Source organism: Salinisphaera sp., assembly GCF_002729955.1.
In the GTDB taxonomy this organism is placed as follows: domain Bacteria; phylum Pseudomonadota; class Gammaproteobacteria; order Nevskiales; family Salinisphaeraceae; genus Salinisphaera.
In genome coordinates, this window is sequence record NZ_PBYA01000052.1 from 21,148 (window position 1) to 27,678 (window position 6,531).

8 protein-coding genes and 1 pseudogene are annotated in these 6,531 nt (G+C 60.8%); 8 read left to right on the plus strand and 1 reads right to left on the minus strand.

Translation table 11 applies throughout. The features are described 5' to 3' along the window. Positions 1-22: 22 nt before the first annotated feature. Positions 23-1,405, minus strand: coding sequence for a YjiH family protein (locus CMN27_RS14550; protein ID WP_293627571.1), 1,383 nt, complete (start codon positions 1,403-1,405; stop codon positions 23-25). Positions 1,406-1,699: 294 nt separating this feature from the next. On the opposite strand from CMN27_RS14550, the gene guaA reads away from it, so the two are divergent. The 8 genes and pseudogenes from guaA to CMN27_RS14590 all read left to right on the plus strand — a co-directional run bounded on the left by guaA (position 1,700) and on the right by CMN27_RS14590 (position 6,487). Then, complete coding sequence (gene guaA / locus CMN27_RS14555; RefSeq protein ID WP_293627573.1) at positions 1,700-3,277, plus strand: glutamine-hydrolyzing GMP synthase; 1,578 nt, start codon at positions 1,700-1,702, stop codon at positions 3,275-3,277. A gap of 183 nt (positions 3,278-3,460) precedes the next feature. Next, a complete protein-coding gene (locus CMN27_RS14560; protein WP_293627575.1) occupies positions 3,461-3,706 on the plus strand; it encodes a DUF6364 family protein in 246 nt (81 codons plus the stop codon). After that, on the plus strand, positions 3,703-4,110 hold the full coding sequence (locus CMN27_RS14565; protein ID WP_293627576.1) for a PIN domain-containing protein: 408 nt from the start codon (positions 3,703-3,705) through the stop codon (positions 4,108-4,110). Before CMN27_RS14560 ends, CMN27_RS14565 begins: the two co-directional genes overlap by 4 nt. Positions 4,111-4,242: 132 nt before the next feature. Beyond that, a pseudogene (locus CMN27_RS14570) lies at positions 4,243-4,482 on the plus strand (hypothetical protein); the annotation flags it as partial. Positions 4,483-4,593: 111 nt separating this feature from the next. Beyond that, the gene (locus tag CMN27_RS14575; RefSeq protein ID WP_293627580.1) at positions 4,594-4,878 is read left to right on the plus strand and encodes a hypothetical protein; all 285 of its coding nucleotides are present in this window, start codon (positions 4,594-4,596) and stop codon (positions 4,876-4,878) included. A gap of 69 nt (positions 4,879-4,947) precedes the next feature. Continuing rightward, positions 4,948-5,172 (plus strand): type II toxin-antitoxin system RelE/ParE family toxin, encoded by a 225-nt coding sequence (locus tag CMN27_RS14580; RefSeq protein ID WP_293627582.1) that lies wholly within the window; start codon positions 4,948-4,950, stop codon positions 5,170-5,172. 152 nt (positions 5,173-5,324) lie between these two features. Further along, complete coding sequence (locus tag CMN27_RS14585) at positions 5,325-5,624, plus strand: transposase (RefSeq protein ID WP_293627584.1); 300 nt, start codon at positions 5,325-5,327, stop codon at positions 5,622-5,624. Further along, positions 5,621-6,487 (plus strand): IS3 family transposase, encoded by an 867-nt coding sequence (locus CMN27_RS14590; RefSeq protein ID WP_293627586.1) that lies wholly within the window; start codon positions 5,621-5,623, stop codon positions 6,485-6,487. The genes CMN27_RS14585 and CMN27_RS14590 overlap by 4 nt, the downstream gene beginning before the upstream one ends. Positions 6,488-6,531 lie beyond the last annotated feature (44 nt).

A 6,531-nucleotide genomic window follows, 5' to 3' on the forward strand; every position in this document is an offset into this window, starting at 1 on the left:
TCCAGTCCGACTCGGCCGGGATCTAGAACACGAACATATGCGCGATCGCCACGATGATCGGTAATGTCACCACGGTACGAATCAGAAAGATCGCACCGAGTTCGAAGATATTGAGCGGCACTTTCGATTTGAGGATCACCGCGCCCACTTCGGACATATAGATCAGCTGGGTGACCGACAGAGCCGCGATTACGAAGCGGGTGAATTCGCTTTCGATGGAGCTGGCCAGAATCGAGGGCAGGAACATGTCGGCAAAGCCGGCGAGCAGCGCAGGCGCGGCCTTGGCGGCTTCGGGCACCTGCATGGCTTCGAGCACGGGCACGAGCGGGAAGGTGAGCCAGTTGAAGATCGGCGTGTATTCGGCGATGGCGATGCCCGTGGTGCCGATGGCCATGATCAGCGGCAGCAGGCCAAACAGGATTTCGGCATAGGTGGTCGCACCGTCGCGCAGCAGTCGGATCGGCCCCGGGGCGTGGGCGGCCCGCTGCATGGCGCTGTCCAGACCCCAGCGGAACAGCGACGTCTCGGGCGGCTTGTCGACCGGCGCCTGTCGGCCTTCGGACGGCCAGTAGCTGTCCGGCTTGCGCGAGAGCGGCGGCAGGCGCGGCACGATCACCGCCGCGATGAGCCCGGCGGCAGTCACGGTGAGATAGAACGGAATGAACAGATGGCCGATTTCGGTGAAGTTGGCTACCAGCAGCGCGAAGGTGATCGACACGATGGAGAAGTTCGTCGCGATCACCGACGACTCCCGCGCCGAGTAGTAGCCGTTTTCGTACTGGCGCGAGGTGATGATCACGCCCACCGTGCCGTCACCCAGCCAGGAAGCGGTGGCATCCACCGCCGAACGCCCGGGCAGGCCGAACACCTTGCGAAAGAAGCCATGCAGCAGGGTGCCCACGAATTCCATGCCGCCGAAATCGGTGAGCAGCGGCAGCAGGAAGGAGGCAAAGAAAAAGAAGGCCACCAGCGCGGTAATCACGTCGAACAGCACGACCTGGCCGGTATTTTCGCTGATCACGAATTCCGGGCCGACGCCAAACAACGTCATCAGCGCGAATATCGCACCCACCACGCGCAGCAACGCATAGCCGATGCCCACGTTGAACAGCTGATCGAACAGCCCCGGCGCGTCGGGCATGCGACGGGTCAGGCTTACCCCGACCGTCAGTACGGCCGACACGCTGAGCACCACGCCGGCGATCGTACCGAGCCAGCCCTCCAGAAGCGCCGCGAGCGCGTTCGACAGAATGGCCAGCCCGATGGTGATCTCGCCGTCGTCGACGATAGGCGTCAGAAATGCCAGTACGCCGAGCAGCGAAGGAATGGCAAAGCGCAGAAAGGCACGGTAATCAAAACCGCGGCGCCCGCGGGCGTCGGCGGTGGAGGAATCGGAGTCGGCCATGGATCGTTTCGTGGGCGTAGCTGGAATCGCGGCCGGAAAGGGCGCATGTCGCGGCGCCCGTTGACCAGCGCATCGGAATGTCGTTGCATCGCACGGGCCTTGGCTCTCGCACGCGCGTACAGGCTGGCATGCAGCGAACGCATCGCTGGCGAGCCGCCTGTTATCAAGTTGTCATTCTAGCGGGCGCCGATGCCGGCGCGCGAGCGCTGCCGAGTGGGCGCCGATTTCGGTATCCTGCGCGCTTCAATCAACGTTGATTGAACATCCGCCCATCAGCCGAGCCCGATACCGCGCATGACCCAGGATATCCACGCCGAGAAAATCCTCATCCTCGACTTCGGCAGTCAGTACACCCAGCTCATCGCCCGCCGTGTACGCGAGGCCAACGTCTACTGCGAAATCTATGCCTGGGACGTGGCCGATCACCACGTGCGCGACTTCGCCCCCAACGGCGTGATTATGTCCGGCGGGCCGGAGTCCGCCACGGCCGAGGACGGCCCGCGCGCGCCGGCCGCGGTATGGGAACTGGGCGTGCCGGTATTGGGCATCTGCTATGGCATGCAGACCATGGCCGCCCAGCTCGGCGGCGAGGTGGAAACCTCCGAGGTGAAGGAATTCGGCTATGCCCGCGTACGGGCGCGCGGCCACTCCAGGCTGTTTACCGATATCCAGGACCACGTCAACGACCAAGGCCACGGCCTGCTCGACGTCTGGATGAGCCACGGCGACCGCGTGAAAACGCTGCCCGAGGGCTTCAAGGTGATCGCCACCACCGACGGCGCGCCGCTGGCTGGCATGGCCGACGAAGAGCGCGGCTACTACGGCATCCAGTTCCACCCGGAAGTCACCCACACCACGCAGGGCAAGCGCATTCTTTCGCGCTTCGTGCACGACATCTGCGGCTGTGGCGAGCTGTGGACCTCCGAACACATCATCGAAGATCTGGTCGAGCGTATCCGCGAACAGGTGGGTGACCAGCGCGTACTGCTGGGTCTGTCCGGCGGGGTGGACAGCTCCGTGACCGCCGCGCTCATTCACGAAGCGATCGGTAAAAACCTCATCTGCGTGTTCGTCGACAACGGCCTGCTGCGCCTGAACGAAGGCGACGAAGTCATGGCCACGTTCGCGGAGCACATGGGCCTGAACGTCATCCGTGCCGATGCCGAAGACGAATTCCTCGGCAAGCTCGAAGGCGTGACCGACCCGGAAGCCAAGCGCAAGATCATCGGCAACACCTTTATCGAAGTCTTCGACGCCCACGCCGCCGAACTCACCAATATCGACTGGCTCGCCCAGGGCACCATCTACCCGGACGTGATCGAATCCGCCGGCTCGGCCACCGGCAAGGCGCACGTCATCAAAAGTCACCACAACGTGGGCGGCCTGCCGGAAGACATGAAGCTTGGTCTCGTCGAGCCGCTACGCGAACTGTTCAAGGACGAAGTCCGCGAGCTGGGTCTGGCCCTTGGCCTGCCGCGCGACATGCTCATGCGCCATCCGTTCCCCGGCCCGGGCCTCGGCGTGCGCATCCTCGCCGAGGTGAAAAAGGAATACGCCGACAAGCTGCGCAAGGCCGACGCCATCTTCATTCACGAACTGCGCGAATCCGGCTGGTACGACAAGGTCAGCCAGGCCTTCGCCGTCTATCTGCCCGTCTCCAGCGTGGGCGTGACCGGCGACGGCCGCCGCTACGAACACGTCATCGCCCTGCGTGCCGTCGAAACCATCGACTTCATGACCGCGCGCTGGGCCCATCTGCCCTACGAACTGCTCGAACACGTGTCCTCACGGATCGTGAACGAGGTGAGTGGGATTTCGCGGGTGGTCTACGACGTGACCGGCAAGCCGCCGGGGACGATTGAGTGGGAGTAGGCAGGTTATCCGGCGGTTAACCCGAAGCGTTCCTGTTGAAAATCGGTTTCTTTGCGAGGAGCGATATTCGGGCTTTCAGTCGCGGGACTAGCCAGAAAAAAGTTCGTCCTCGAACTCGCACTGAGTTTCGTCGCATTACGGAATGCCGTACAGTTTATTTAAATAGGCCGTACAGGATTTGCGATGGCTACAGAGACGTCCAAACTTACGATTCGATTGCCGGTCGAGGACGTGAAATTCGTCAAACGGTATGCGAAAGCCAACGGCCTGAGCGTGACCGAAGTCATCGATCGCTATCTGCGGCGTATGCGGCTGCTGGATGAAGAAGCACTGCCGGCAGCTCTGGATGAAATCACGGGCCTGCTACCGGCAGATCTGGATGCCGAGGCTGAAATGCGTGAGCGCCAGTCGACCAAGCACGGCCAGTGATCCTTATCGATCTGAACGTCGTACTCGACGTGGTACAGAAGAGGGAACCGCACTACAGAGCATCGGCGACCGTGATCGGCCGAGTGACCGACGACCGCGTTCCTGCATGCCTGCCGGCTCACGCCTTCACCACGCTCCATTATCTGGTGTCGCGTCATCAGACTGCGACGACCGCCAACCGCGTCGTGGATTGGCTGCTCCGTTACTTCGAGGTGGCCGGCATCACCAATCGCGAGTTGAAAAGAGCAAGAACTCTGGACTGGCGTGATTTCGAGGACGCGGTTGTTGCTGCAGCGGCGGAATCGTCTTTGTGCACCAGTATCGTGACTAGGAACGTCCGAGATTTCCGCGACTCACCGGTGCGCGCTTTGACGCCGGAAGAGTATCTTTTTGATAGCCAGTAGTTTGGTGACAAGGCGGTTTCGACGTATTAATCGCGGTGAGCACGCCGAGAAAGCCGGACGCTTATGCCCGCCAGATTCGTCGCGCCGTCGATGAATGCACGGACGGGGCGGACTAACTCAGCGGAGGCGGCCATGGAATACACCTTCACGCTCAAATACCGTTTGCACGACCACGACGGTGATGAAGAAGCGCTAATCGATCAGTTGTTCGAGGCCGGCTGCGATGATGCACTACCGGGCATCGGCCAATCGGGGAGGTTGGCGCTTGCGTTTGCGCGCGAGGCTGGAAGCGCGACGGTCGCGCTCGAAAGCGCGATTGCCGACGTACGCGAAGCGGTCGATAACGCCGAACTGGTCGAAGTGCTGTCGGATTAATTGGGCGATTTGATGGCCTGAGAGGGTTCGCGAATCGGCAAGGGCGGTACTGACGGGTACGCATTGCGGTGTTACTTTACTAACACCACGCGTTCTATGGTGTCGGCCATGTCCACCACGTCGTTGAAACTGCCGGATGAGCTCAAAGCACGGTTACGCTCGGTTGCCGAAGCACGCCATACCAGTGCCCATGCGTTCATGGTTGAGTCTCTGCAGAACGCAGTAGCTGTAGCCGAGCAGCAGCTTGCTTTTCTTGCTGATGCGGAAGCCGCGTACGAACAGATGCGTGAAAGCGGCGAAGGCTATGAGGCCGGCGACGTGCATCGCTATATCCATGCGCGTGCGCGCGGTGAATCGGTAGAGCGGCCGCAGCCGAAACCTTGGCGCGAATAATCTACGCTGCCCGGGCATTAGCCGACCTCGAGCGGGTGACTGAATTTCTTCTCGACCGAGCCGGCCGCGGTGGTTGCAACCGTAGGTCTTATCACCACGGCCATTGAAACGCTCGAAGATCACCCATTAATCGGGCGCGCCTATTCGGCAGATGTTCGCGAACTCGTTATCTCCCGAGGCCGCACTGGCTATGTCGCACTGTACCGCTTTTTTCCGGCACGCGACTTGGTCGCGATTCTGTCGGTACGGCATCAGCGGGAAAGCGGTTACTCGGTCGACGATCCAACGAGTTGAAATTCTGTCGAGAAACAATGCAGATGTGGCAATGCAAGACGTCACAGCGAGAACCGCGAATGTAGCAAGCGATGCGCACGAGATAAGCATACTGAGGCGTCCCGGCTGTAACGGACACCCAGATCAGGAGACAATCCTGACGGAGGTTCTCAATGACTGAACGACAAGTGTTTTCAGCCGAATTCAAACGCGAAGCTGTCCGCCTGCTGGAGAGCGGAGACCGGAAAGCTGCTGCCCTGGCCCGCGATCTGGGCGTGCGACGCAACTTGCTCTACAAATGGCGAGACGAGATACGCAGCAAGGGCGATGACGCCTTTTCTCGTAAACCGGGCCCGAAGCCGGTCGCCGAAGCTAGCGAGGTCGAACGACTTCGCAAAGAGCTCGAAGCCGTCAAGGCTGAGCGCGATATGTTAAAAAAAGCGGCGGCGTACTTCGCCAGAGAGCTGCCATGAAGTACGCCTGGATCGCGCAGCATCGCCAGTCGCATTCGATCGCGACCTGTTGCCGGGTCTTGGGCGTGAGTCGCTCGGGCTTCTACGCTTGGCGTCAGCGTGGGCCAAGTGCTCGGGCTCAGGCGGACGAAGCGCTGACAGCAAGAATTCGTACGCTGCATCATCAAACACGCGAAGCCTACGGAAGTCGCAAGATGCAGGCAGCCCTAAGGCAAGACGGGGTCGCTGTGGGCAAGCACCGTGTGGCGCGGCTGCGCCGCGAAGCCGGCATCGTCACGCGCCGTCGGCGGCGGTTTCTGATCCCAGGCCGAGCGAAACGCCAACAATGGATGGCCCCGAATCGACTCAACCGGGATTTTTCTGCCGCAGCGCCGGATCGCGTCTGGGTGGGCGATATCACCTTTATCGGCTTGCCCAACCGCTGGCTCTATCTGGCCGTACTCGTCGATCTCTATGCGCGACGTGTCGTTGGCTGGTCGATGTCGAAGCGCATCAATCAGCCCTTGATCATGAATGCGCTCGATATGGCGATACAACGCAGACAACCGGAGCCTGGACTGATCCATCACTCGGATCAGGGCGCGTTGTATAGCGGCCACGCGTATCGTGATTATCTGGCACGGCGACAGATCACGCCGAGCATGAGCCGCAAGGGCAACTGCTGGGACAATGCGGTCGCCGAAAGCTTCTTCAGTACGCTGAAAAACGAACTGATCTGGGGCCGGCGGTTTGAGTCGCCATCACAGGCTAAATCTGCGATCTTCGACTACATCGAGGTCTTCTATAACCGACAGCGACTACATCAGTCGCTGAACTATCAAACGCCCGAAAACTACGAACGTAAGCTAGCCACTAACCCCTGATCTGGCTGTCCGAAAAAGTCGGGACATCTCATACTGTCCCCGGA